The 21886-nt window shown below is 72.7% G+C and carries 24 protein-coding genes; 4 read left to right on the forward strand and 20 right to left on the reverse strand.

Annotation, left to right across the window (positions count from 1 at the left end; all coding sequences use genetic code 11):
* Window positions 1-43 precede the first annotated feature (43 nt).
* Window positions 44-241: a DUF397 domain-containing protein gene (locus Sdagh_RS18170; RefSeq protein WP_189422144.1), complete on the reverse strand. Its 198-nt coding sequence runs from the start codon at window positions 239-241 to the stop codon at window positions 44-46.
* A complete protein-coding gene (locus tag Sdagh_RS18175; RefSeq protein ID WP_190077000.1) occupies window positions 241-1092 on the reverse strand; it encodes a helix-turn-helix domain-containing protein in 852 nt (283 codons plus the stop codon). The genes Sdagh_RS18170 and Sdagh_RS18175 overlap by 1 nt, the downstream gene beginning before the upstream one ends.
* A gap of 224 nt (window positions 1093-1316) precedes the next feature.
* Between Sdagh_RS18175 and Sdagh_RS18180 the strand changes: the two genes are divergently transcribed.
* Window positions 1317-1754 carry an ATP-binding protein gene (locus Sdagh_RS18180; RefSeq protein WP_190011476.1) on the forward strand — a complete coding sequence of 146 codons (438 nt, stop codon included), beginning with the start codon at window positions 1317-1319 and terminating at the stop codon, window positions 1752-1754.
* Here the strand turns inward: Sdagh_RS18180 and Sdagh_RS18185 are convergent.
* The 14 genes from Sdagh_RS18185 to Sdagh_RS18250 form a co-directional block, all read right to left on the reverse strand.
* Entirely contained in the window at window positions 1724-2398 is a 675-nt protein-coding gene (locus Sdagh_RS18185; protein WP_190077001.1) for a response regulator, read from the reverse strand. The genes Sdagh_RS18180 and Sdagh_RS18185 overlap by 31 nt on opposite strands.
* Window positions 2395-3726 carry a sensor histidine kinase gene (locus tag Sdagh_RS18190; protein WP_370594908.1) on the reverse strand — a complete coding sequence of 444 codons (1332 nt, stop codon included), beginning with the start codon at window positions 3724-3726 and terminating at the stop codon, window positions 2395-2397. Before Sdagh_RS18190 ends, Sdagh_RS18185 begins: the two co-directional genes overlap by 4 nt.
* Before the next feature lie 178 nt (window positions 3727-3904).
* Complete coding sequence (locus Sdagh_RS18195; protein WP_189422149.1) at window positions 3905-4783, reverse strand: alpha/beta hydrolase; 879 nt, start codon at window positions 4781-4783, stop codon at window positions 3905-3907.
* 159 nt (window positions 4784-4942) lie between these two features.
* Complete coding sequence (gene kynU, locus Sdagh_RS18200; RefSeq protein ID WP_189422150.1) at window positions 4943-6133, reverse strand: kynureninase; 1191 nt, start codon at window positions 6131-6133, stop codon at window positions 4943-4945.
* The gene (locus Sdagh_RS18205; RefSeq protein WP_189422151.1) at window positions 6126-6941 is read right to left on the reverse strand and encodes a tryptophan 2,3-dioxygenase family protein; all 816 of its coding nucleotides are present in this window, start codon (window positions 6939-6941) and stop codon (window positions 6126-6128) included. Before Sdagh_RS18205 ends, kynU begins: the two co-directional genes overlap by 8 nt.
* Before the next feature lie 148 nt (window positions 6942-7089).
* Window positions 7090-7503 carry a DUF3151 domain-containing protein gene (locus tag Sdagh_RS18210; RefSeq protein ID WP_189422152.1) on the reverse strand — a complete coding sequence of 138 codons (414 nt, stop codon included), beginning with the start codon at window positions 7501-7503 and terminating at the stop codon, window positions 7090-7092.
* A 138-nt stretch (window positions 7504-7641) separates the two neighbouring features.
* Window positions 7642-8673, reverse strand: a complete 1032-nt coding sequence (gene fbaA / locus Sdagh_RS18215) for a class II fructose-bisphosphate aldolase (protein WP_189422153.1) — start codon at window positions 8671-8673, stop codon at window positions 7642-7644.
* A gap of 121 nt (window positions 8674-8794) precedes the next feature.
* Entirely contained in the window at window positions 8795-9343 is a 549-nt protein-coding gene (pyrE, locus tag Sdagh_RS18220) for an orotate phosphoribosyltransferase (protein ID WP_189422154.1), read from the reverse strand.
* A 10-nt stretch (window positions 9344-9353) separates the two neighbouring features.
* Window positions 9354-10145: an aldose epimerase family protein gene (locus Sdagh_RS18225; RefSeq protein ID WP_190077002.1), complete on the reverse strand. Its 792-nt coding sequence runs from the start codon at window positions 10143-10145 to the stop codon at window positions 9354-9356.
* A 34-nt stretch (window positions 10146-10179) separates the two neighbouring features.
* Window positions 10180-11286 carry an SRPBCC family protein gene (locus tag Sdagh_RS18230; protein WP_190077003.1) on the reverse strand — a complete coding sequence of 369 codons (1107 nt, stop codon included), beginning with the start codon at window positions 11284-11286 and terminating at the stop codon, window positions 10180-10182.
* Window positions 11287-11376: 90 nt separating this feature from the next.
* Complete coding sequence (locus Sdagh_RS18235) at window positions 11377-12990, reverse strand: polyamine aminopropyltransferase (RefSeq protein WP_190077004.1); 1614 nt, start codon at window positions 12988-12990, stop codon at window positions 11377-11379.
* A gap of 71 nt (window positions 12991-13061) precedes the next feature.
* On the reverse strand, window positions 13062-13625 hold the full coding sequence (locus Sdagh_RS18240; protein WP_189422158.1) for a DUF2617 family protein: 564 nt from the start codon (window positions 13623-13625) through the stop codon (window positions 13062-13064).
* 362 nt (window positions 13626-13987) lie between these two features.
* A complete protein-coding gene (locus tag Sdagh_RS18245) occupies window positions 13988-14272 on the reverse strand; it encodes a hypothetical protein (RefSeq protein WP_190077005.1) in 285 nt (94 codons plus the stop codon).
* 216 nt (window positions 14273-14488) lie between these two features.
* On the reverse strand, window positions 14489-14899 hold the full coding sequence (locus tag Sdagh_RS18250; RefSeq protein ID WP_226535298.1) for a DUF7144 family membrane protein: 411 nt from the start codon (window positions 14897-14899) through the stop codon (window positions 14489-14491).
* Between the two features lie 215 nt (window positions 14900-15114).
* On the opposite strand from Sdagh_RS18250, the gene Sdagh_RS18255 reads away from it, so the two are divergent.
* Complete coding sequence (locus tag Sdagh_RS18255) at window positions 15115-16302, forward strand: pyridoxal phosphate-dependent aminotransferase (RefSeq protein WP_190077006.1); 1188 nt, start codon at window positions 15115-15117, stop codon at window positions 16300-16302.
* 64 nt (window positions 16303-16366) lie between these two features.
* Here the strand turns inward: Sdagh_RS18255 and Sdagh_RS18260 are convergent, their stop codons facing one another.
* Both Sdagh_RS18260 and clpB read right to left on the reverse strand, forming a co-directional pair.
* Window positions 16367-16897, reverse strand: a complete 531-nt coding sequence (locus tag Sdagh_RS18260; RefSeq protein ID WP_189422161.1) for a YbjN domain-containing protein — start codon at window positions 16895-16897, stop codon at window positions 16367-16369.
* 93 nt (window positions 16898-16990) lie between these two features.
* The gene (gene clpB, locus Sdagh_RS18265) at window positions 16991-19588 is read right to left on the reverse strand and encodes an ATP-dependent chaperone ClpB (RefSeq protein WP_189422209.1); all 2598 of its coding nucleotides are present in this window, start codon (window positions 19586-19588) and stop codon (window positions 16991-16993) included.
* A 137-nt stretch (window positions 19589-19725) separates the two neighbouring features.
* Here clpB and Sdagh_RS18270 point away from each other — a divergent pair, with 137 nt between their 5' ends.
* The gene (locus Sdagh_RS18270) at window positions 19726-20097 is read left to right on the forward strand and encodes a pyridoxamine 5'-phosphate oxidase family protein (RefSeq protein ID WP_190077007.1); all 372 of its coding nucleotides are present in this window, start codon (window positions 19726-19728) and stop codon (window positions 20095-20097) included.
* Window positions 20098-20225: 128 nt separating this feature from the next.
* On the opposite strand, the gene Sdagh_RS18275 is transcribed toward Sdagh_RS18270, so the two are convergent.
* Window positions 20226-20561, reverse strand: coding sequence for a Rieske (2Fe-2S) protein (locus Sdagh_RS18275; RefSeq protein WP_189422163.1), 336 nt, complete (start codon window positions 20559-20561; stop codon window positions 20226-20228).
* A gap of 5 nt (window positions 20562-20566) precedes the next feature.
* Window positions 20567-20755, reverse strand: coding sequence for a hypothetical protein (locus Sdagh_RS18280; protein WP_189422214.1), 189 nt, complete (start codon window positions 20753-20755; stop codon window positions 20567-20569).
* Between the two features lie 132 nt (window positions 20756-20887).
* Here Sdagh_RS18280 and Sdagh_RS18285 point away from each other — a divergent pair, with 132 nt between their 5' ends.
* Window positions 20888-21874, forward strand: a complete 987-nt coding sequence (locus tag Sdagh_RS18285) for a helix-turn-helix domain-containing protein (protein ID WP_189422164.1) — start codon at window positions 20888-20890, stop codon at window positions 21872-21874.
* Window positions 21875-21886 lie beyond the last annotated feature (12 nt).

The following is a 21886-nucleotide window of genomic DNA, read 5'->3' on the forward strand; positions in this document are numbered from 1 at the left end:
CGCCGTCCGGTGGACCAGGGTGTTCCGTGGGCGCGGTGGCGGGTCAGCGGCCGGCCGCGTCGGGCCGGGCGCCCGCCTTCAGGCTCTCGACGAGGGCGGCGAACGAGGACACCGGTACGGAGAGCGTCGCTCGGGCGGGGGCCTTGGAGTCGCGGATGCGTATGCGGGTGGGTGACGTCGCTATTTCGACGCAGGTGTTCCCTTCGCCTCCACCGGAGTACGTGGACTTGCGCCAGGACATCAAAGCTCCTTCATCAACCGGTGAATGAAGTCCCGCGACTCCAAGGGCTCCAGCGACGATTCCCTCACCGTGCGGAAAAGTGTTCGGAGTCGATTCAAGTGCTCCTCCGCGTCGATGAAAAGGGTGCCGGTGGGCGAGTCGAGGAGCCCCGTGTCCAGCTTGGGCACCCGTCCGCCCAGGTACATCATCGACGCGTCAGCACCGGGGAAGCCGTCCCGGTGGACGGGGATGACCCGCACGACGGCGTGCCCCCTCTCGATCTCTTCCAGGATGAGCTGGAGCTGGGACAACGACGTCCGGCGGTCGGACACCCGGATGCGCAGGGCGAACTCGTGGACGATCGTCTCGTACGGAGTCGGCTTGTCGCCCTCGATCGCCCTGCGCCGCATCATGCGGTGCTCCACGCGGGGCGCCAGCTCGGCTTCGGTCAGGTCCGGGCGCATGTACCTGAAAACAGCGCGCGCGTAGTCCGGGGTCTGGAGCAGTCCCGGCACGTACGTGATCACGACTTCCCGCATGAAGGTGGCGTGGTGCTCCGCCTCGGCCACGTCCAGGTTCACCTGAGGCAGGACGCCTCGGTAGTCGTCCCACCAACCGCGCGAGCGCTCCTCGGCCACCGTCGCCAGGGCATCGACGAATGCCTCGTCCTCGCACTCGTAATGATTCGCGAGGCGGCGAACGCGCTCCGCGCTGACTCCGGAGATCCCTGCTTCGATCTGACTCATCTGCGCCGACGTGGAGTCCAGAAAGGCCGCGACCTCGCGCGCCTTCAGGCCGGCCGCGACCCGCAGCTTGCGCAACTCGGCACCGAGCCGGATCTGCCGGGCCGTGGGGTTGCTTCTCGGCGCCACTCGTTCTCCCGTCCCCGAAGGCCGCTTCGGCGTGCCTCGTTCGGGTGCCAGGCTACGCCAACAGCTTGCACCGGGAGAAATTTCTCCTCTACCGTCGGTGACGCGCCGCACACGCTGCGAAGCCCCGGGCACCGGAAGCGCACCGCCCCGTCGTGTCGTGACGGGCGCGGCAATGACACCCCCGCCCGGTGGGCGACCCCCCCTACACCGACGGAGCCACACGTATGTCCGAGAGCGAGTCCTGGGAGTACTCCCTCCACATCCCGAACGACCCCCGTGCCGTCACCGTCTGCCGGCGGACCCTGCGGCTGGTCCTCACGGTGCACGGGCTGATCGGGCTCGTGGACGTCGCGGAGCTGCTCGCCGCCGAGCTGGTGGGGAACGCCGTACTGCACACCGAAGGGCCCGCCGCGCTGCGGGTGTGCTGGTCGGGGCGGGTGCTGCGGATCGGGGCGTGGGACGCCGACCCCGAACCGCCGCCCGGGGGCGGGGAGATGGCCCACGCGGAGGACGAGGGAGGGCGGGGGCTCGCTCTCGTGCGGGCCTGTTCCGATCTGTGGGGGTGGCAGCCGCTGTCGCGGTCCGGGGACCGGGGGAAGTACGTGTGGTGCGAGCTGGGGACGGCCCCGTCTCACCCCGGTGTCACCAGCCGGGCCTCGTAGGCGAAGACCGCCGCCTGGGTGCGGTCGCGCAGGCCCAGTTTGACCAGGACGCGGCTGACGTGGGTCTTGATGGTCGACTCCGCGACCATCAGGCGCTCGGCGATCTCGCTGTTGGACAGGCCCTGCGCGATCAGGACCAGCACCTCCGTCTCCCGCTCGGTCAGGTCGCCGTACGCCGCGTGCGCGGCGGGCAGCAGACGCGGACTGTCCGCCAGCCGCGAGAACTCGGTGATCAGGCGGCGGGTGACGGACGGGGCGAGCAGGGCCTCGCCGGAGGCCACCACCCGTACGCCGTCCGCGAGTTGGCGGGCCGAGGCGTCCTTCAGGAGGAAGCCGGACGCGCCCGCGCGCAGTGCCTGGTAGACGTACTCGTCGAGGTCGAAGGTGGTCAGGACCAGCACCTTCGACGTGCTGTCGGCCGCGACGATCTCACGGGTCGCCTCGATGCCGTTCAGTTCCGGCATCCGGATGTCCATGAGGACGACGTCGGGGACGAGTTCGCGGACCATGGCGACCGCCTCGCGGCCGTTGACCGCCTCGCCGACGACCTCGATGTCCGGCATCGCGTTCAGCAGGACCGAGAAGCCCTCGCGGACCATCATCTGGTCGTCGGCGATCAGGACGCGGATCGGCCGGCCGGTCATGCCTCGTCCCCGGACGCCAGGGCCACCGGCAGGAAGACCGCCACCTCGTAGCCGCCCTCCCCGGTCGGTCCCGCCGTCATCTCGCCGTTCAGCATCGACACCCGTTCCCGCATGCCGGTGATGCCGTGGCCGGCGCCCGGTGACGGCTTGACCAGGGCGGGCGCGGGGACCGGGCCGTTGACGATCCGCAGGCCCAGGCCGCCGAGGACGTAGGACACCTCCACGCGGGCCGACGCGCCCGGTGCGTGCCGCAGCGTGTTGCTCAGGGCCTCCTGGACGATGCGGTACGCCGACAGCTCCACGCCGGGAGGCAGTTCGCGTACCGCGCCGGTGACCGCCTTGTCGACCGGCAGGCCCGCGTCCCGCACGTTGGCGAGGAGCGCGTCCAGGTCGGCGAGGGTGGGCTGCGGGGCGTCGGGGGCCTCGTAGTCCTCGGCGCGGACGACACCGAGGACGCGGCGGAGTTCGGTGAGGGCGGCCACCGCGTTCTCCCGGATGGTGGCGAAGGCCCGCTCCAGTTCCGGCGGCGGGTTCTCCACCCGGTAGGGCGCCGCCTCGGCCTGGATGGCGACCACCGACATGTGGTGGGCGACCACGTCGTGCAGCTCGCGGGCGATGGTGGTGCGCTCCTCCAGCAGCGTGCGCCGGGACCGTTCCCGCGCCGTCACCGTCCGCTGGGCGGTGACCTCCTGCCGGGCCTCCCGGCGGACCTGCCGTACGGCGACCACCAGCAGGACCATCGCGGTGAGCACCAGCAGCGGGGCGCTGTTGGAATTCTGGTACTCCCCACCGAGCAGGGTGTCGGCACCGAGGCTGTAGACGGCGGTGAGCAGCCACATCCAGGCCGCCGTCCGGGGCCGGGTCCGCAACGCCACCAGCGTCAGCACGATCAGGTGGCAGGCGAAACTGCCGGGCGACCAGGGCCAGTCGTCCCACCGCTCGGAGAAGAGCACGACGAACGGGGCCGCCGCCCACGACACCCAGAAGGCACCGACCGGCCGCACCAGCGTGAGCAGGACGGGCACCAGGGCGAGGAGGGCGTTGAAGAGTTCCAGGGCCTCGCTTCCCTGTGTCGTCCCGGCGAAGGAGAAGGCCATCGCGATCAGGCCGGCGGCCACCACCACGGCGTGCGGCGTCCACTGCGCGTACTCCCGCAGCGCGCCCGGCAGCCGCCGGGTCAGTGGGCCGTCGGTGCGCATCGGGGGCAGCGGGCGGTAGGCGAAGGCGTCGTGGATCAGGTCCTGCCGCAGCCCGCGCAGGGCGTCCGCCGCGAGGCGGGCCTCCGGGCTGCGCGGCGGGGAGGACGGTATACGGGTCGTCTCGGTCACGTACAGCACCGTAGGGGGCGGTGCGGCACCCCGTCGTCCGCAGCGAGACGGGTTTCGCCGGGTCCGTCTCAAGTACTACCGGTACTCCCCCCATACCGGTACTCCCCCGTACTACCGGCACTCCCCGAACCGCCCGCGGCACTCCCCGAACCGCCCGCGGCACTCCCGTACCGCCCGCTCACCACGCCAGCTGTGCGATCTCCTCCGCCACCACCGCGCAGGCGTCCGCCGCCGGGTCGATCAGCGGGAAGTGGCCGACGTCCTCCAGCAGGGTCACCCCCACCACCTCCCCGGCGCGGGCCGCCGCGTCGGCGTACGCCTCGGCGACCTCCTGCGGCACGTCCGCGTCGGCCCGGCCCTGCACCAGGGTGGTGGCGATACCGGTGGGCAGCAGCAGCGCCGGGTCGGCGTACGGCACCCGCTCGGCGAAGGTCTCGTCCCCGCCGAGGAACTGCCGCACCGCGCCGCCGCACACCGCCAGCGAGTCGGCGACCGCGAGGTCCGCGATCGGGGCGAGGGCGACCACGCCGCGCAGCGGCGCCGGCCGGTCGGTGCGCCAGGGGGCGTCGGCGGGCAGCAGGTGCCGGGCCGCCGCCCACAGGGCGAGGTGACCGCCCGCCGAGTGACCGGTGAGCACCGTACGGCGCGGATCGGCGTCCGGCAGGTGCTCCCGGACCAGCGCGGGCAGCGCGTCCAGGGCCGCGGCCACGTCGTCGAGGGTCTCGGGCCAGCGCCCCGCGGCCCCGCCCCCGTCACCGCGCCGGTACTCCACGCTGGCCACCGCGAGCCCCCGGCCCGCCAGGAACCCGGCGAACGGGCTGATGTGCCGCCGGTCGTACGGACCCCGCCAGGCCCCGCCGTGCAGGACGACGACCACGGGCGCGGGACCGCCCGGACCGGCCTGGACCCGGGGGACGTAGAAGTCGATCACCTGGTCGGGGTGGGTGCCGTAGGCGGCGGTGAGGTCGGGGGCGACCGCAGGGTGCGCGAGGAGCGACTTCTCCTCCGCCTCGTTCCGCCCGGCGGGGGTCCCCTTTTCAGCGGCGGCGTCCGGCATGCTCCAACCTCTCAGCGGGGAAACGGTGTTGGCCGACCAGGAGATGGAAATCGGCCGCTGCCGGGACGGTACCAGGCCGGTGACGTGCACCGACACGGGGATATCACGCTGGGTGAGGAGGGTGGCCCCGCTCGCGCGCCGCCCGCCCCTCCCCGGCCCCTACGCGGTGCCGAGCACCTGCCCCAGCACCCGCGCCGCCCGCTCGACGTCCGCGAAGCCGACGTACAGCGGGGTGAAGCCGAACCGCAGGACGTCCGGGGCCCGGAAGTCGCCGACCACACCGCGCTCGATCAGCGTCCGCATCACCTCGCCGGCGTCCGCGCAGCGCAGCGCCACCTGGCTGGCCCGCTCGGCGTGCGCGACCGGCGTCAGGTTCTCCACCCGGCCCGCGGGCACGTACGCCTCGACGCACCGCAGGAAGAAGTCGGTCAGCGCGAGGGACTTGGCCCGCACCCGCGCGACCGGGACGTCGTCCCACACGTCGAGGGCCGCCTCCAGCGCGAGCAGCGACAGGATGTCCGGCGTGCCCACCCGCCCGCGCACGGCGCCGTCGGCCGGGGTGTACGCGGACGTCATCCCGAACGGCTCTGCGTGCGAGTTCCACCCCGGCAGCGGCGAGTCGAAGCGGCCCTGGAGACCGCGGCGGACGTACAGGTACGCGGGTGCGCCCGGGCCGCCGTTGAGGTACTTGTACGTGCACCCCACCGCCAGGTCGACGCCGTGCTCGTCCAGGCCGACCGGCAGCGCGCCCGCGCTGTGGCACAGGTCCCACACCGCGTACCCGCCCGCCGCGCGCACGGCGGCGGTGAGGCCGGGCAGGTCGTGCAGCCGGCCGGTGCGGTAGTCGACGTGGTTGAGCAGCACGGCGGCGGTGCGGCCGGTCAGCGCCGAGGGCACCTCGGCCGGGAGCACCGGCCGCAGCGTACGGCCCGTCAGCCGGGCCGCCGACGCGGCGATGTACCCGTCCGTGGGGAAGGTGGTGGCGTCGACGAGGATCTCGTCCCGCCCCTCCCCCGCCATCCGCACGGCGGCGACCAGGGCCTTGAAGACGTTGACGCTGGTGGAGTCGCCGACGACGATCTGGCCGGGGGCCGCCCCGACGAGCGGCGCGATCCGGTCCCCGATCCGCTCGGGCGCGGTCCACCAGCCGCTCTCCTCCCAGGAACGGATGCGCAGCTCGCCCCACTGCCGGCGGACGACGTCCTCGACCCGGCCCGGCACGTGCGCGGGCAGCGCGCCCAGCGAGTTGCCGTCCAGGTAGACGGTGTCGTCGAGGAGGAAGCGCTCCCGGACCCCGGCCAGGGGGTCCTCGGCGTCCAGTTCCCACGCGGCGCTCATCAGCTCAGACATACGACCTCGCCGTCCACAGCTCCGGGAACACGTTCTTGCGGGCCCGCTTCTCCAGCCAGGCCACCCCGGCGGAACCACCCGTGCCGGTCTTGGCGCCCATCGCCCGGCGGGTGGCGACCAGGTGGTCGTTGCGCCAGCGCCACACCAGCTCGGCGACGTCGCTGAGCGCCTCGCCCAGTCGCGCCAGCTCGCCGTCCTGGTCACCGGCGTACACGTCCGTCCAGGCGGCCTCGACCTCGGGCGACGGCTCGTACGGCCGGGACACGTCCCGGTGCAGCACCGTCTCCGGGATCGGGTACCCGCGCCGGGCCAGCAGCCGGACCGCCTCGTCGTACAGGCTCGGCTCGTGCAGCGCCTTCTCCAGCTCGGCGTGGGCGCGCGGGGTGCCGCGGTGCGGGACCAGCATGGACGCGGACTTCTCGCCGAGCAGGAACTCCAGCCGGCGGTACATGGCCGACTGGAAACCGGAACCCTCGCCGAGGGCGCCCCGGTAGGAGTTGAACTGGGCCGGGGTGAGTCCGGCGAGCGGCTTCCAGGAGGCGTTGAGCGCCTCCAGCTCCCGCACCGACCGTTTCAGCGCGTCCTTCGCCACGCCGACGCGGTCCTCGCGCAGGGCGCGGGCGGCGGTCTCCCACTCGTGGACGATGACGGTGAACCACAGCTCCATGACCTGGCTGGTGACCAGGAAGACCATCTCGCCGGGATCGTCGGAGACGGTGTGCTGGAGGTGGGTGAGGACGTCCGCCCTGACGTAGTCCTCGTACGGCGTGCTGCCCTCGAAATCGAGGTTCGGGGCTTCCTGGGACATCGCTGTCTCCTGCGTATGTGCTTCGGGTGGCGGTCCGCCCTGCCGTTACCGGCACGGGGCCCCGGTCCCCACCGGCATACTCCGCAATCGTCCCGGGCACGCGCAAGGCCCGCCCCTTCGGACGGGCCCCTAGGGGATGGGCGCGGGGTCAGCCGAGGACGTCGGCCGCCTCCTGCGAGGAGTCGCGCAGGAACTGCGTGCAGCGCTCGTACTCGTCCTTCTCGCCGATCGCCTGGGCGGCGCGGGCGAGGGCGTGCAGGGCGCGCAGGAAACCGCGGTTGGGCTCGTGCTCCCACGGCACCGGCCCGTGCCCCTTCCAGCCGCTCCGGCGCAGCGCGTCCAGGCCCCGGTGGTAGCCGGTCCGGGCGTACGCGTACGACTCCACGACGCCGCCCCGCTCGAAGGCGTCGTCGGCGAGCTGCGCCCAGGCCAGGGAGGACGTCGGGTACCGCGCCGCGACCTCGGCGGGCGAGGTGCCGGCGGCGAGCAGCTCGCGCGGCCCGGGGTCGTCGGGGAGGTGGGTCGGGGGCGGTCCCCCGAGCAGGTTCTCGTGAATGGCCATAGCTCCCAGTCTGCGGCATGCCGAGGGCCCGGCACCGCGAGGGTGCCGGGCCCGTCGTACGCGAGGCGTCACCGCCGGACGCGGGTGCCCGCCCGGCGCGGGGCACTGCTTGACGCGGTGCCCGCCGAGCGCGAGGCGCTACTTGATGCGGGTGCCCGCCGAGCGCAGGTGGCCGCAGGCCTCGACGACGCGCGCGGCCATGCCGGCCTCGGCCAGCTTGCCCCAGGTGCGCGGGTCGTAGGTCTTCTTGTCGCCGACCTCGCCGTCGACCTTCAGGACGCCGTCGTAGTTCGCGAACATGTGGCCGGCGACCGGACGCGTGAAGGCGTACTGGGTGTCGGTGTCGAGGTTCATCTTGACCACGCCGTTGTCCAGCGCGGTGGCGATCTCCTCGGCGGTGGAGCCGGAACCGCCGTGGAAGACGAAGTCGAACGGCTTGGAGCCGGCCTCCTGCCCGTACTTCGCGGCGACGCCCACGCTCAGCTCCTTGAGCAGTTCGGGACGGAGGACGACGTTGCCCGGCTTGTACACCCCGTGCACGTTGCCGAAGGACGCGGCGAGCAGGTAGCGGCCCTTCTCACCGAGGCCGAGCGCCTCGGCGGTGCGCAGGGCGTCGTCGACCGTGGTGTAGAGGGAGTCGTTGATCTCGTGGGAGACGCCGTCCTCCTCGCCGCCGGTCGGGGTGATCTCGACCTCGAGGATGATCTTCGCGGCGCGGGCCTGCTCCAGCAGCTCGGTGGCGATGGCGAGGTTGTCGGCCAGGGTCTCGGCGGAACCGTCCCACATGTGCGACTGGAACAGCGGGTTCAGGCCGGCCTGGACGCGCTTGGCGGAGAGCGCCAGCAGCGGGCGCACATAGCCGTCCAGCTTGTCCTTGGGACAGTGGTCGGTGTGCAGCGCGATGTTCACGTCGTACTTCTCGGCGACGATGTGCGCGAACTCGGCCAGGGCGACCGCGCCGGTCACCATGTCCTTGTTGTGCTGGCCGCCCAGGAACTCGGCGCCGCCGGTGGAGATCTGGACGATGCCGTCGCTCTCCGCCTCCGCGAAACCGCGCAGCGCCGCGTGGAGCGTCTGGGAGGAGGTCACGTTGATGGCCGGGTAGGCGAACTTGCCTGCCTTCGCCCGGTCCAGCATCTCGTTGTAGACCTCGGGAGTTGCGATGGGCATTGTCCGCTCCTTGTATGTGCGGGTGGGCTGTGTGGTGCGTGCTTACGGCCCTGACCTAGACCATGCGGCGCCGTGGGGCACCTGGGGCGACGTCATCGTCGGCCCCATCTTCCCAGACGGCTCAGTCGAGGCCCAGCTCGTCCTTGGAGAAGGCGTACCGGTACGGCACCCCGGCGCCCTCCTGGATCTTCTCGGCGGCGCCGGTCGCGCGGTCCACGATGGTGGCGACGGCGACCACCTCGGCGCCGGCCTCGCGCACCGCCTCGACCGCGGTGAGCGGGGAGCCGCCCGTGGTGGAGGTGTCCTCGACGACCAGCACCCGGCGGCCGGCGATGTCCGGGCCCTCGACGCGGCGCTGCATGCCGTGCGCCTTGGCGGCCTTGCGGACGACGAACGCGTCGAGGCGCCGGCCGCGCGCGGCGGCGGCGTGCAGCATGCTCGCGGCGACCGGGTCGGCGCCCATGGTCAGCCCGCCCACCGCGTCGAAGTCGAGGTCCTCGGTCAGGTCGAGCAGCACCTGCCCGACCAGCGGCGCGGCCTCGCCGTCCAGGGTGACGCGGCGCAGGTCGACGTAGTAGTCCGCCTCCAGCCCCGAGGAGAGGGTCACCTTGCCGTGCACCACGGCCTTGTCCTTGATCTGCTGCAGCAGCGCGCCACGTACGTCACTCATGGGGGCCAGCTTAGAGGCGCCGCCAGCTCCAGGTCGTCGTCGCCTCCAGCGGCTCCACGGGCGTGACCAGGCGCGGGAGGGTGTTCAGCCCGTTGGGCGGGCCGGTCTGCGGCTCCACGCAGACGGCGGCCTCCTGCTCGTCGTAGACCACGACCCACTGCTCGCGGCTGGTCACCTTCAGTTCGAGCCGCTCCGGCCAGGTGAGGGTGACGTCGACGCCGTCGGGCATGCCGAAGCAGTCGTCCCAGGGGCCGGGGCGGGGGTCGATCCGGTTGCCGGTGGGGAGGTGGTCGGCGCCGCGCTCCTCCTGCCAGGCGGCGTCGAAGGCGATCTCGACGCCGGTCCCGCCGTCGAGGGTCCGGTTGAACCAGGGGTGCCAGCCGAGCTGCGCCGGGAAGGAGGAGCCGTACGTCTCGACGGCCAGGGTGAGCGTCAGCGCGTCCGGGGCGAGCGCGACGACCTGGGTGAGCTTGGCCGGGTAGGGCCAGGGGTCACCGAGGTCGTACGTGAGGACCGCCTCGTCGGCGCTGGCGCGGGCGGTGACCCAGGCGCCGTCGCGGGCGGGCCCGTGGATGGCGTGCGGCGCGGAGTTCAGCGGCATCTGGTGGACGGTGGCGCCGTCCCGGAAGCGGCCGTCGCGGATGCGGCCGACCCAGGGGGCCATCGGGAAGCAGCCGTACCGGTCGCCTTGGCGGAGCAGCTCCACGCCGTCGACGCGCAGCGAGCCGATCCGGCCGCCGTTGCCGGGCCGTACGGTGGCCTCCGCGTCGCCCGCCCTCAGAGTGATCTCTTCGTTGCTCACGCCCTGACCCTACTGGCGACCCGGCTTCCGGGGCTCAGCGGCGTCTGCGCAGGGCGCGGCCGACGACGATGGCGGAGGCGACGACCAGCGCGGCGGCGGGGGCGGCCCAGCGCAGCGGAGTACCGGCGGTGACCGCCTCGGGGGCGGGCACGGGCGCGTACCGGCCGCGCGGCGGGGCGTGGTCGACCTCCTCGGCGCTGCGCCCGATCATCGTGCGGCGGGCGTGGGCGGCCTCGGCGGGGGGCTCGGCGGCGGCCCCGCCCTGCTCGTCCGCACCGCGGTCCAGGGAGGGCGGGGGCACCTCGGTCTCGAAGACGGACGGGGGCGCGTCGGCGGGCGGCTCCGCGGCGTCCGCGGGATTCGCCGTCTGCGCCGGGTCCGTCCGCTGCGTCGCGTCCGCCCCGTCCGTCGCGTTCGTCGGGTTCGCCGTCCGCGCCGGGTCCGCCGAGCCGTCAGCGTCCGTCGACCGCGCCGCGTCCGCCGTACCGTCAGCGTCCGTCGACCGCGCCGGGTCCGCCGTACCGTCAGCGTCCGTCGACCGCGCCGCGTCCGCCGAGCCGTCAGCGTCCGTCGTCCGCGCCGGGTCCGCCGAATCCTCCGCGTCGTTCACGTCGTTCACGTCCTCCGCGTCGGCCGACCGCACCGCGTCCGCCGTGCCCGCCGCGTCCCCCGCACGCGCCGCGTCGTTCGGCTCCGCCGTCTCCGGCTCGTCCCGGTCGTCCGCCGCCCGGCCCAGGTTCTCCGCGAACCGGGTCAGCAGCCGCGTCACCGCCGCGCTCACCGCGTCCGGCGGCAGGTCGCCGAGGCGGCCGTCCGCGGTGGCCGTCCCCGTGAACGTCAGCGTGGCGCCGCCCTCGGCGCCGGCGATCCGGACCGTCAGCGCGAGCGCCGCCGTGCCGGTGCCGCGCGCCTCGGCGGCCTCGCCCTCGACGCCGTACGCACCGTCGTCCCGCGCGGTGAGCCGCACGGTGCCGCGGTAGGTGACGGAGTGGCTGCCGACGCGGACCTTCAGCCGTCCCGTGACGGGCTCGGCGCCGGCCTCCTGCTGGAGCCCGGGCACCGCGCCCGCGACCCGGGCGGGGTCGGCCAGCGCCTCCTTGAGCCGCTCGGCCGGAACCGGAACGAACACCTCATGCTCCATGTCAGCCGAGCCTACCCAGCGTGCGACGGGAACACGCCCCGTCGGCCGGAACTCTCCCTGTACGAGGGGGACGGACCCGGGGCGGCGGCGTCAGTACCGCGGATGCACCAGCGTCGACGGCGGCGGACGCTCCCCGCCGCGGGGGTCCGCCGTCGCGCGGCCCGCGCGGGCCAGCGACCCGGGGGTCAGCGTGGCCGGCCGCGGCCCGCGCGGGGCGAGGCGCAGCGCCGGGGGCGTCCGGGCCCCGGCCAGCAGGAACCCCCAGTCGCCGCCGGGGGAACCGCTCACCCGGTAGGACGCCGTCCGCAGACCGGCCGCGCGCAGGGTCGACTCCACCGTGTGGAACACCCGGGGGCGCGCGGCGTACGGCCCGGCGTGCACCACCAGCCGCCCGCCGGGCGCCAGCACCCGCCGGGCCAGGCCGTAGAACTCCTGCGAGTACAGCTTGGCGCCGGCCGTCAGGCCCGGGTCGGGCAGGTCCGAGACCACCACGTCGTACGCCCCGGCCGGCACCCCGCGCAGCCGGTGGAAGGCGTCGTCCGTCGTGACGCGCACCCGGGGGTCGTCGTAGGCGTGCCCGTTGAGCGCGGACAGTCCGGGGTCGTGCCGGGCCAGCCGGGACAGCCCGGCGTCCACCTCGACGATCTCCACCCGGCGCACCCCGGGGAACCGCAGCACCTCGCGGGCGGCGAGTCCGTCCCCGCCGCCGAGGATCAGCACGCGCGCGTGCGGGCCGGCCATGGCGGGGTGCACCAGCGCCTCGTGGTAGCGGCGCTCGTCCCCGCCGGCGACCCGGAGCCGGCCGTCCAGGAAGAGGTCGAGGGGGCGGCCGTCGGCGTCGCCGCGCAGGACTATCTCCTGGGTGCCGGTGCGCACGGCCACCCGGACGTCCTGGCCGTACAGGGCGCGCCGGGCGGCCCGTTCGAAGTCGTCGGCGAGGACGGCGGTGGTGGTGAGCAGGGCGATGACGAGGACGCCGGCGGTGAGCAGCAGCCGGCGGGCCCGGCCGGTCAGGTCACGCCGGAACAGGCCGAGCACCAGGGCGGCGCCCACCACCGCGTTGACCGTCCCGGTGACCAGGGCCGCGGTCAGCTGGCCGAGGAACGGCAGCAGCAGGAAGGGGAAGGCCAGACCACCGATCAGCGCGCCGACGTAGTCCGCGGCGAAGAGGTCGGCGACGGCGCCGCCCACGTCCTGGCGGCGGACGCGCTGGATCAGTTCCATCAGCAGCGGCACCTCGGCGCCGATCAGCAGCCCGATGGTGAGCGAGAAGACGACCAGCAGCGCGCGGGGGGCGTCGGCCCACAGACCGCCCCGGTCGCCGGTCCAGGCGAAGGCCGCGTACAGCGCCATGGCGCTGGAGCCGCCGGCCAGGGCGAGGGCGGTCTCCACCGCGCCGAAGCCCGCCGCGCCGAGCCGCCGCAGCCGCTTGGCGACGAGCGAGCCGATGCCCATCGCGAACACCATGACCGACAGGACGATGGACGCCTGGGTGACCGAGTCGCCGGTCAGGTACGAGGCGACGGCGACCAGTTCCAGCTCGTAGACGAGGCCGCAGGCGGCGCAGACGAAGACCCCCGCGAGGACCAGGAACCGTGCGGTGGCCGGCCGCACGGGCAGCGGCGCGGGGGTGCCACGGGGGCCGCTCGGACCGCCCCGGGGTGGCCGGGAGCCGGGCGGGGCGGGGGCGTGCCGTTCGATCACGCTGTGACGTTACGTCACTATCTTATCGCGCTTCGTCACCCACAGGAGTGGAAAGGGCGCGCGGTGGGCGGTCACAGGTTTATCGGCGCGCACCCCGGTCCAGCGGGCGCACGCGCCGGACGGCCCGCGGCCGCGCGGACGCCGACCCGGGTCCGGGTGGCCACCAGATGGCCCTCCTGCGGATAGGCGTGCCAGGTGCGCCAGGTGACCTGGCCGTCGGTGCGCTGCGCCAGCAGGGCGGTGAAGGCGTACGGGCTGCCCGGGAAGACGCCGACCAGTCCGTGCGGGTGGTCGGCGACCAGGGCGAGCAGTTCCTGCGCGCGGCCGGCGAACGCGTCGGGCGACAGCACCTCCACCCGGGCGGCGAACTCGTACTCCCAGTCGCCCACCCGCTTGGCGACGCCCAGCGGCAGCGGCGTCCGGCTGCCCGGGATGCACGCGACCGTCTCCGAGCAGAGGCCCCGCTCCTCCTCCAGGAGCACTTGGTGGGAGGCGCCGAGGAGTCTCAACTGAAGTGCGGCGCCCTCCAGTTCGACTTCGAGGGTGGCCAGGGCCGGGAGCGGCTCCCGCCCGAGGGCCCAGGCGAGGTCGGCCGCGCGCGTGTCGGTGTAGGCGGTGTTCAGGGTCGTGAGCATGGAAGGCTCCGCAAGCACACAGGGGGGAAGAAGGGCAGGGTCCCGTGATCCCGGCCACGGCCGGGCGCGGCCCTGTCACAGCCCGGTCGGCCGGTCAGAAGAGGTCCGCGGGACGCCCGAGGGGCTGCTTGGGTGAATGAGAGGCAATCATGGACGGTGGCGGCGCCACAGCGTTTTTACCCAACTTCGTGGTATTTCCATCCCTCAGGGGGCTCAACAGCTCACCTGTTCCACCACGGCGTGCGCCTACCGGTACACCGCGCGCCAGTACGCCGAAGGCGCCCGCCGGGCGCACGGCCCGGCGGACGCCTTCCCGGTCCGGGGATGCGGTTCCCCCTTCGCGCGGCGCCGACTGCCCCGTGTCAGTCACCGCCTCCGCCACCGCATCCCCCGCCACCGCCGCAGGACGACCCGCCACCGCAGGAGTGACCACCGGAGTGGCCGCCGTCCGACGACGAGCCGCCGTCCGCCCACCAGCTCCCGCCGTCACCGGAGTCGCCGCCACCGGCGTACCCGCCGTCCCCGCCCCCCGTCCGACGGCCCGCCCGCCGGCGCGTCCCACCGGCGCGCGCTCCCGAGCGCGCGACGGACACGCTGCGCACCACGATGAAGATCACGATCACTGCCAGGATGATGCCGATGATCATGGCGCCACCCTCCTTCCCCTGAGCGACCCGACGAGCAACCCCTGAGCGACCCCCCGTGGGTGCTCCGCCCGTTGCGCTGCACCGGAGATGCCCGCGGCCACGACGCGCCAAAGCAGAGTTGAGCAACTTCTGAGGGTCATGGCTCGGAAAAGCCCCCTCACCTGCGCCGAAGCGCTGGTGGGGGGCCTCCGGGGCCGGCCGTGCGGACAGCCCGGGTCAGGTGACCGCGATCCGCGCCATGCCCCACAGGATGATCAGGTCGAGCGTCATCACGCTGATCGACCACAGCGGGTAGTAGGGGATGAACATGAACTGGGTGACCAGGCTGATCGCGGCGACCGCCACCCCCGCCGCGCGGCCCCAGGGCATCGCCCGCAGCACCGCCACCCCGGCCACGATCAGCGCGACGCCCACGACGAGGTGGATCCAGCCCCAACCGGTGAGGTCGAACCGGTACTCGTAGGCGCGGGGCACGCCGAAGAGGCGGTCCTCGGCGATGCCGGCGATGCCCTGGAGGACGCTCAGCACACCGCTGAGCAGGAGCAACACCCCGAAGTACCGCAGCGGTCCGGCCGCCCGGCCGTCGTCCCGCGCGCCCGTGGTCCGCGGTCGTGCTCCGTGCGGCATGTCCGTCATCGCCTGTCAGCCCTTCGTCCTGGCGCGGTCGCGCACCGCGCCGCACGGCACGGCACGGCGGGAACGAGCGCATCCGTCACCGTCACAGCGTCGCCCGGGGGCGTCCGCGCGGCGACCACACCGGGGCATTCGGGTCCATACGGGTCCCCGCGCGTCCCGGGTGAGCCGACGAGAGCGGTTGAGGATCGTCCGGGCTTCGGCGCAGGATGGCCGGCATGACCTCCAGCGCGCGCCCCTTGCTCAACCGCCGTCTCGCCGAGTTCGGGACGACGATCTTCGCGGAGATGTCCGCCCTGGCCGTGCGGACCGGCGCGATCAATCTGGGCCAGGGCTTCCCGGACACGGACGGCCCCGAGGAGGTCCGGGAGGCGGCGGTCCGGGCGGTCCGCGACGGCCGCGGCAACCAGTACCCGCCGGGCCCCGGCGTCCCCGAGCTGCGCACCGCGATCGCCGCCCACCAGCGGCACTGGTACGGCCTGTCGTACGACCCCGACACGGAGGTCCTGGTCACCGCCGGCGCCACGGAGGCGATCGCCGCCGCCCTGCTCGCCCTGGTGGAACCCGGCGACGAGGTGATCGCGCTGGAGCCGTACTACGACTCCTACGCCGCCTGTGTCGCGCTGGCCGGCGGCACCCGCGTCCCGGTCACCCTGCGCCCGCACGAGGGGAAGTTCCGCCTGGACCTGGACGAGCTGCGCGACGCGGTCACCGACCGCACCCGCCTGCTGCTGATCAACACCCCGCACAACCCCACCGGCACCGTCCTGACCCGCGCCGAGCTGGCCGCCGTCGCCGAGCTGGCCGTGGCCCGCGACCTCCTGGTGATCACCGACGAGGTCTACGAACACCTGGTCTACGACGACGCCGAGCACATCCCCCTGGCGTCCTTCCCCGGCATGCGCGAACGCACGGTCACCATCTCGTCGAGCGGCAAGACCTTCTCGCTGACCGGCTGGAAGGTCGGCTGGATCACCGCCGCCCCCGCCCTGCTCACGGCGGTCCGCTCGGCCAAGCAGTACCTGACGTACGTCTCGGCCGGCCCCTTCCAGTACGCGATCGCCGAGGCCCTCGCGCTGCCCGACCGCTACTTCACCGCGTTCCGCGACGACCTGCGCGCCAAGCGCGACCTGCTCGCGACGGGCCTCGCGGAGGCCGGCTTCGGCGTCCACCGGCCCACCGGCACCTACTTCGTCACCACCGACATCCGCCCCCTCGGCCACACCGACGGCGTCGCCTTCTGCCGGGCCCTGCCCGAACGCGCGGGCGTGGTCGCCGTCCCCAACGCGGTCTTCTACGACCACCGGGAGGCGGGCGCCCCCTTCGTCCGCTTCGCGTTCTGCAAGAGGACGGCCGTCCTCGCCGACGCGGTGCGGCGCCTGAAGGCCCTCGGCTGACACGAGAACGGCGCCGTCCACAGCCTGTGGACGGCGCCGCCGGCGCAGCGGGGACGGACCGGGACTACTCGTCGTCGTCCTCGGGCTTCTCCGCCCCGTCGATCTCCTGCTCCAGGCCGAGCTGCTCCACCAGCCACCGGTCGAACTCGATGGCGGCGCGCACCCAGCTGACCGTGGACGAGACGAAGTGCTCCAGGCTCACGCCCGTGCCGATCAGCATCTGCGCCTCACCGATCAGACGGACCGTGCCGTCGTCGTGGGTGTGCGAGTACACCTTCGGCCACAGGGTGCGCCGGTTCCAGTCGTCGGCCGACTCCAGCAGCTGCTGCTTGGTCTCGATGTCGTGCGGGCGGTCGTAGAACGTCCGCACCGAGAAGACCTGCTGGTCGCCCTCGCCGCGGAACATGAAGTACGTACGGAACTGCTCCCACGGCGCCGCGAGGTCACCCTCGTCGTCGACGACGTACTTCAGCTCCATCTGGTCGAGGAGCTGCTTCACGAGGTCCTGATCCGGGACCACGGGGCCCGCCGGGCCCTGGGGCTGCGGCTCGGGCTTGCCCCCGAAGTTCGGAATCGAGGACGGGTCGATGCTCACCGTGATTTTCCCTTCGTACGGATTCCGCCATCCTCCCTCATCCGGGGAGGGGGGTGGCAAGCCCCGGCGGCCCTGTGCCGCGGCGCGGCGGCGTCAGAGTGTCTTTCCGGACACCGGCCCCACGATCAGACCGTCCTCGAACCGGTCCACCCGTACCGTGTCACCGTCCTTGATCTCGCCGGAGAGGATCTCGCGGGCGAGGCGGTCGCCGATGGCGGTCTGGACCAGGCGGCGCAGCGGGCGGGCGCCGTACGCCGGGTCGAGGCCCTCGACGGCGAGCCACTCCAGGGCCGCGTCGGTGACCTCCAGGGTGAGCCGGCGTTCGGCCAGGCGGCGGGTGAGGGCGCCGATCTGGAGGCGGGCGATGCGGCTCAGCTCGTCCTTGGTGAGGGCCGAGAAGACGACCAGGTCGTCCAGGCGGTTGAGGAACTCCGGCTTGAAGGAGGCCCGGACCACCTCCAGCACCTGCTCCTTCTTCTCCGCCTCGCTGGTGAGCGGGTCGACCAGGAACTGGCTGCCCAGGTTGGAGGTGAGCACCAGGATGGTGTTGCGGAAGTCGACCGTGCGGCCCTGCCCGTCGGTGAGCCGGCCGTCGTCCAGCACCTGGAGCAGGATGTCGAAGACCTCGGGGTGGGCCTTCTCCACCTCGTCCAGCAGGACCACGCTGTACGGGCGGCGGCGGACCGCCTCGGTGAGCTGGCCGCCCTCCTCGTAGCCGACGTAGCCGGGAGGGGCGCCGACCAGGCGGGCGACGCTGTGCTTCTCGCTGTACTCCGACATGTCGATGCGGACCATCGCCCGCTCGTCGTCGAAGAGGAAGTCCGCGAGCGCCTTGGCCAGTTCGGTCTTGCCGACGCCGGTCGGCCCGAGGAAGAGGAAGGAGCCGGTGGGGCGGTCCGGGTCGGAGATGCCGGCCCTCGAACGCCGTACGGCGTCGGAGACCGCGCGGACCGCTTCCGTCTGGCCGATGAGCCGCTTGCCCAGCTCGTCCTCCATGCGCAGCAGCTTCTGCGTCTCGCCCTCCAGCAGGCGGCCGGCGGGGATGCCGGTCCAGGAGGCGACGACGTCGGCGATGTCGTCGGCGCCGACCTCCTCCTTGACCATGGTGTCCTTGGCGACCTCCTCCTCGGCCTCGGAGGCGGCCTCCAGATCGCGTTCCACGTTCGGGATCTCGCCGTACAGGAGCTTGGAGGCGGTGTCGAAGTCGCCGTCGCGCTGGGCGCGTTCGGCCTGCCCGCGCAGTTCGTCGAGCTTCTCCTTCAGCTCACCGACCCGGTTGAGGGACTGCTTCTCCTTGTCCCAGCGGGCGGTGAGGCCGCGCAGCTCCTCCTCCTTGTCGGCGAGGTCGCGGCGGAGCTTCTCCAGGCGCTGCACGGAGGCGGCGTCGGTCTCCTTGCCGATCGCCAGCTCCTCCATCTTCAGCCGGTCGACGGCGCGCTGGAGCTCGTCGATCTCGACCGGGGAGGAGTCGATCTCCATGCGGAGGCGGGAGGCCGCCTCGTCGACGAGGTCGATGGCCTTGTCGGGCAGGAAGCGGGAGGTGATGTACCGGTCGGAGAGGGTGGCCGCCGCGACCAGCGCGCTGTCCGCGATCTGCACCTTGTGGTGGGCCTCGTAGCGGCCCTTGAGACCGCGCAGGATCGCGATGGAGTCCTCCACGGACGGCTCGGCGACCAGGACCTGCTGGAAGCGGCGCTCCAGGGCGGGGTCCTTCTCGATGCGCTCGCGGTACTCGTCCAGGGTCGTGGCGCCGACCATGCGCAGCTCGCCGCGGGCCAGCATCGGCTTGAGCATGTTGCCCGCGTCCATCGCGGAGTCGCCGCCGGCACCGGCGCCGACGACCGTGTGCAGCTCGTCGATGAAGGTGATGATCTGGCCGTCGGAGTCCTTGATCTCGGCCAGGACGGTCTTGAGCCGCTCCTCGAACTCGCCGCGGTACTTCGCCCCGGCCACCATCGCGCCGAGGTCGAGCGCGACCAGCCGCTTGTTCTTCAGCGACTCGGGGACGTCGCCCTTCACGATGCGCTGGGCGAGCCCCTCCACGACGGCGGTCTTGCCGACGCCCGGCTCACCGATCAGCACCGGGTTGTTCTTCGTACGGCGGGACAGCACCTGCACGACGCGGCGGATCTCGGTGTCCCGGCCGATGACCGGGTCGAGCTTGCCCTCGCGCGCGGCGGCCGTGAAGTCCGTGCCGAACTTCTCCAGCGCCTTGTACTGGCCCTCCGGGTCCGCGGTGGTCACCCGGCGCCCTCCCCTCGCTTTCCGGAAGGCCTCCTGGAGCTTGTCCGCGGTGGCCCCCTGCGCCTTGAGCACCTCGCCGGCCGCACCGCCCTTGGCGGCGATGCCGATCAGGAGGTGTTCGGTGGAGAGGTACTCGTCGCCGAGGTCCTTGGCCCGCGTCTGGGCGTCGGCGACGACCGCGAGCATCTCACGGCTGGGCTGCGGCGGGGCGACGGTGGACCCGGTCACGCTGGGCAGCCCGGCGAGCACCCGCTCGGCGCCGGTGCGGACGGCGACCTGGTCGGCGTCGACGGCCGTGAGCAGGTCGGTGATGTTCTCGTTGTCCTGACCCTGGAGCAGGGCCAGGAGCAGGTGGGCGGGGGTGAGGTCCGGGTGTCCCCCGGTCACGGCCCGGTTGCTGGCCGCGTTGATCGCGTCCCGGCTCCGGTTGGTCAGCTCGGCGTCCACGTTCGGGTTCTCCTCCTGGCGACTGGGCAACGTCCTGACTCAGGCAACGTGTATAAAGTTGAGTCTATTCCACTCAAGTGCGGATCGGGAGCCGCCAGGGGGAACGAGTACCCGGCGGCCCGTATAGGTTCCCGTCCATGGACCTCGGCTTCTGGCGGGAACGGCATCTGTGCACCCTGACCACCCTCCGCCCGGACGGCACACCGCACGTGGTGCCGGTCGGGGCGACCTACGACCCGGACGCCGGGGTGGTCCGGGTGATCACGGATCGGGCGAGCGCGAAGGCGCGGTACGTGCGGGCCGCCGGGGAGACGGGCGCGCGGGCCGCCGTGTGCCAGGTGGACGGCCGGCGGTGGTCGACGCTGGAGGGGCGGGCGGTCGTGCGCGAGGCGCTGGAGGAGGTGGCCGAGGCGGAGCGGCGGTACGCCGAGCGGTACAAGCCACCGCGGCCGAATCCGACCCGTGTGGTGATCGAGATCGCGGTGGACCGGGCCCTGGGGACCACCTGAGTGTGGTGAAACGGAGGATGTCCGCGGCAGGACATGCAAAACTGCAGCGGCGTCACCGTGTTCAGGTCACGGTGACGCCGCTGCGGGGGGAAGCGCCTGAGCGATCTTTTTACGACGGGGGAATCGCGTCAGGCACTGCGGGGGGTGGCTGAGATGGTCCGCGAGGTGGGGGATTCGGGTTCCACCAGCCGGTGGTCTCTCTGGTCAAGATTCACGAAGATCATTCCGTACCGGATGGCACACCGCACAGGCTGCGGCGCCCCCCGAGGCCGCCGCAGACACCGGTACGCCCGCACGTCGTCGTCCTCGTCCCGGGTGACGACGACCGGTTCGCCGAACACGGTCACCATCAGGGAGTCACCACTGTGGGGGATGGCGGTGACCAGGTCGATGAAGTGCCAGCCGGAGCGGAAGGCGGTGGCCATCTCGCGACGGAATGAGCGGTCGTCGGGTGGGGTGGACATCCGCATCAGTCCCACTTGCTGTCGTTCGTGGTGTACGACGGCGCCTCGCCGTCGACCGCCACGACAGCGACGGACTGTTCACTGCCCACCTCGTGCGCGTCGCCCTGCACGCCGGAGAGGCCAGCCACTGTTCCGAAGGCCGCAACGGCGGAGAAGGCGGCAACAAGCACCGAGCGAAGCATTCTCTTGCGCATGGTTGGCTTCGTCCTCACTTGAAGGTCCCCTCACTCCCCCGTCGGATAAGACGATGGCTCATTCAGGTACGTCGTGGCCACACGATCGGTGCATCATGTTCCTGCACGTTCATGACCCTGGGGGGTGGAGATATGGGTAAAAAGGACACAAAGGAGACACATCCCCACTCGGTCACAGAGTTGTGCGAGGCAGGGAGTCGTTTGTACGCGAATGCCCTGCGCAACGGTCGCATCCCGCGAGCGGACGCGGAAGCCGCGCCCTGCCTCACCGAATTCGCCCTCCTCCACCCGGACCCTGACGATTCCGACTGGCTGCGCCCGGTACCCCCGTCCGTCGCCCTGGCCCAGCGGCTGACTCCCATCGAACGCGAGATCTCCGAGCACCGGCGGCTGTCGATCGCCCTCACCGAGACCTTCGAGCCGTTCCTCACACTCAGCGCCCAGGACACCTCCTCCGGTCACGCCATCACCGTCCTGGAGGGGCTGGACCGGATCAACGCCGCCCTCGACCTCGCGACCGCCGAGTGCGCCTCCGAGATGCTGACCATCCAGCCGAGTGGTCCCCGCAGCACGGAGAAGAGGCTGATGGAGGCCCTGGAGCGCGACAAGCCCCTGATCGAGCGCGGGGTCCGCATCCGGACCCTCTACCAGCACACGGCCCGCTACAACTCCGAGCGGCTGGCCTACGTGGAGCAGTTCGCCAACGGCAAGGCCGAGTACCGCACCATCGACGAACTGGTCGAGCGGCTCATCATCCTCGACGAGACGGTCGCCTTCCTGCCGATCCGCGACGACCGGCAGACCGCGCTGGAACTGCGGCACACCGGACTGGTCCGCTACCTCATCAAGGTCTTCGAGTTCATGTGGAGCCGGGCCGTACCGCTCACCGCCGGCGCCCCCTACGAGACCGCGCCCGACGGCATCACCGACATCCAGCACTCCATCGCCAAGCTCCTGGTGGAAGGCCACGTCGACGAGGCCATCGCCCGTCGCCTCGGGATGAACGTACGGACCTGCCGGGCCCACATCGCCAAGCTGGCCTCCGCCCTCGGCAGCGGCAGCCGGGCCCAACTCGGCTACCTCATCGCGCAGTCCGGAATACTGGACCAGGACCACTGACGCCAAGGAGGC

This window comes from Streptomyces daghestanicus, from assembly GCF_020521275.1.
In the GTDB taxonomy this organism is placed as follows: domain Bacteria; phylum Actinomycetota; class Actinomycetes; order Streptomycetales; family Streptomycetaceae; genus Streptomyces; species Streptomyces griseoviridis.

What these genes read in the sequence shown, in the direction of transcription:
- Sdagh_RS18170 (WP_189422144.1), bottom strand. Translation starts at nt 241, where the DNA reads ATGTCCTGGCGCAAGTCCACGTACTCCGGTGGAGGCGAAGGGAACACC.
- Sdagh_RS18180 (WP_190011476.1), top strand. Translation starts at nt 1,317, where the DNA reads ATGTCCGAGAGCGAGTCCTGGGAGTACTCCCTCCACATCCCGAACGAC.
- Sdagh_RS18185 (WP_190077001.1), bottom strand. Translation starts at nt 2,398, where the DNA reads ATGACCGGCCGGCCGATCCGCGTCCTGATCGCCGACGACCAGATGATG.
- Sdagh_RS18195 (WP_189422149.1), bottom strand. Translation starts at nt 4,783, where the DNA reads ATGCCGGACGCCGCCGCTGAAAAGGGGACCCCCGCCGGGCGGAACGAG.
- kynU (WP_189422150.1), bottom strand. Translation starts at nt 6,133, where the DNA reads ATGTCTGAGCTGATGAGCGCCGCGTGGGAACTGGACGCCGAGGACCCC.
- Sdagh_RS18205 (WP_189422151.1), bottom strand. Translation starts at nt 6,941, where the DNA reads ATGTCCCAGGAAGCCCCGAACCTCGATTTCGAGGGCAGCACGCCGTAC.
- Sdagh_RS18210 (WP_189422152.1), bottom strand. Translation starts at nt 7,503, where the DNA reads ATGGCCATTCACGAGAACCTGCTCGGGGGACCGCCCCCGACCCACCTC.
- fbaA (WP_189422153.1), bottom strand. Translation starts at nt 8,673, where the DNA reads ATGCCCATCGCAACTCCCGAGGTCTACAACGAGATGCTGGACCGGGCG.
- pyrE (WP_189422154.1), bottom strand. Translation starts at nt 9,343, where the DNA reads ATGAGTGACGTACGTGGCGCGCTGCTGCAGCAGATCAAGGACAAGGCC.
- Sdagh_RS18230 (WP_190077003.1), bottom strand. Translation starts at nt 11,286, where the DNA reads ATGGAGCATGAGGTGTTCGTTCCGGTTCCGGCCGAGCGGCTCAAGGAG.
- Sdagh_RS18240 (WP_189422158.1), bottom strand. Translation starts at nt 13,625, where the DNA reads ATGCTCACGACCCTGAACACCGCCTACACCGACACGCGCGCGGCCGAC.
- Sdagh_RS18245 (WP_190077005.1), bottom strand. Translation starts at nt 14,272, where the DNA reads ATGATCATCGGCATCATCCTGGCAGTGATCGTGATCTTCATCGTGGTG.
- Sdagh_RS18250 (WP_226535298.1), bottom strand. Translation starts at nt 14,899, where the DNA reads ATGCCGCACGGAGCACGACCGCGGACCACGGGCGCGCGGGACGACGGC.
- Sdagh_RS18255 (WP_190077006.1), top strand. Translation starts at nt 15,115, where the DNA reads ATGGCCGGCATGACCTCCAGCGCGCGCCCCTTGCTCAACCGCCGTCTC.
- Sdagh_RS18270 (WP_190077007.1), top strand. Translation starts at nt 19,726, where the DNA reads ATGGACCTCGGCTTCTGGCGGGAACGGCATCTGTGCACCCTGACCACC.
- Sdagh_RS18275 (WP_189422163.1), bottom strand. Translation starts at nt 20,561, where the DNA reads ATGTCCACCCCACCCGACGACCGCTCATTCCGTCGCGAGATGGCCACC.
- Sdagh_RS18280 (WP_189422214.1), bottom strand. Translation starts at nt 20,755, where the DNA reads ATGCGCAAGAGAATGCTTCGCTCGGTGCTTGTTGCCGCCTTCTCCGCC.
- Sdagh_RS18285 (WP_189422164.1), top strand. Translation starts at nt 20,888, where the DNA reads ATGGGTAAAAAGGACACAAAGGAGACACATCCCCACTCGGTCACAGAG.